The following is a 1,356-nucleotide window of genomic DNA, read 5'->3' on the forward strand; positions in this document are numbered from 1 at the left end:
TGAAACGCATCACAATGCACTGGATATCGGTATGTACTTGCGTATCGCGCCAGAATTGTACTTGAAGCGCTTGGTTGTAGGTGGTTTTGAGCGAGTGTTTGAAATTAACCGTAACTTCAGAAATGAAGGTCTTTCGACCCGTCATAATCCTGAATTCACAATGATCGAATTCTACCAGGCTTACGCAACTTATCATGACTTAATGGATACTACTGAAGACATGCTGCGTACTATCGCCTTGGATGTACTGGGTACAACTGACATTAAATCAACTAAGAAAGATGCAGATGGCGAAGTGATTTCCGAGACGGTCTATGACTTTGCCAAACCCTTCGAGCGCATGACAATGGCCGAAGCGGTGCTTAAGTACAATCCAGACTTTGAGCCGTCTATCATCAACGACGCCGGAAATAACTTGGAGCAAATGATTGCCTATGGACGCCAGGTCGGTATTAGAGAAGATGCTAAGCAATCTGCCTGGGGTGCAGGTAAGTGGTTATGCGAAATCTTTGAAGAGACTGCTGAAGAAAAGCTCGATCAGCCTACTTTTATTACTGCCTACCCATGGGAAGTTTCTCCATTAGCGCGTCGAAATGATGACAACCCATTTATCACTGACCGTTTTGAGTTCTTTGTTGGCGGCCGTGAATTGGCAAATGGCTTTTCGGAGCTTAATGACGCTGAAGACCAGGCTGACCGCTTCCGCAAGCAGGTTGAAGAAAAAGATGCTGGTGATGATGAAGCGATGCATTACGACTCAGATTACATCCAGGCTCTTGAATACGGTATGCCACCTACTGCAGGTGAGGGTATCGGTATTGATAGGCTAGTGATGCTATTTACCGACAGCCCAACCATTAAAGACGTTATTTTGTTCCCGCACATGAAGCCAGTATCTTAATAAGGGGCTTATTGTTTGGGTTTCATATGATGGCTGAAGGTTCAGAAAAAGAAGGTAGACTGAGTGAGTCCTGGCAGCAAGTTGTCGGCGACCAGCTTACCCTGCCTTACATGCAGTCTTTACGTGGATTTCTAAGCAGCGAAAAGGCTGCGGGTAAAATTATTTATCCGCAAGGCTCCGAAATCTTCAATGCGCTGAATCATACCGCTTTTGAAGAGGTAAAGGTTGTTATTATCGGGCAGGACCCGTATCACGGGCCTGGGCAGGCGCATGGTTTGTGTTTCTCGGTTCAGCCGGGTGTAGCAATACCGCCTTCATTACGTAATATATATCAAGAACTCAACACGGATACAGGCATGCCGATTCCAATTTCAGGAAATCTAATTTCTTGGGCCGATCAAGGTGTGCTATTGCTGAATGCGGTGTTGACGGTTGAGCAGGCTCGAGCTGGTGCC

Annotated in this window: 2 protein-coding genes; both read left to right on the forward strand. The window is 46.3% G+C overall.

What is annotated here, in order from left to right; genetic code table 11:
• On the forward strand, positions 1–901 hold a 901-nt coding region (locus A3756_RS15080; protein WP_304438888.1), incomplete at its 5' end, for an amino acid--tRNA ligase-related protein.
• Between the two features lie 29 nt (positions 902–930).
• Positions 931–1,356 (forward strand): uracil-DNA glycosylase (locus A3756_RS15085; protein ID WP_156490500.1); only part of this gene is annotated, 426 nt, incomplete at its 3' end.

This window comes from Oleiphilus sp. HI0086 (assembly GCF_001635225.1).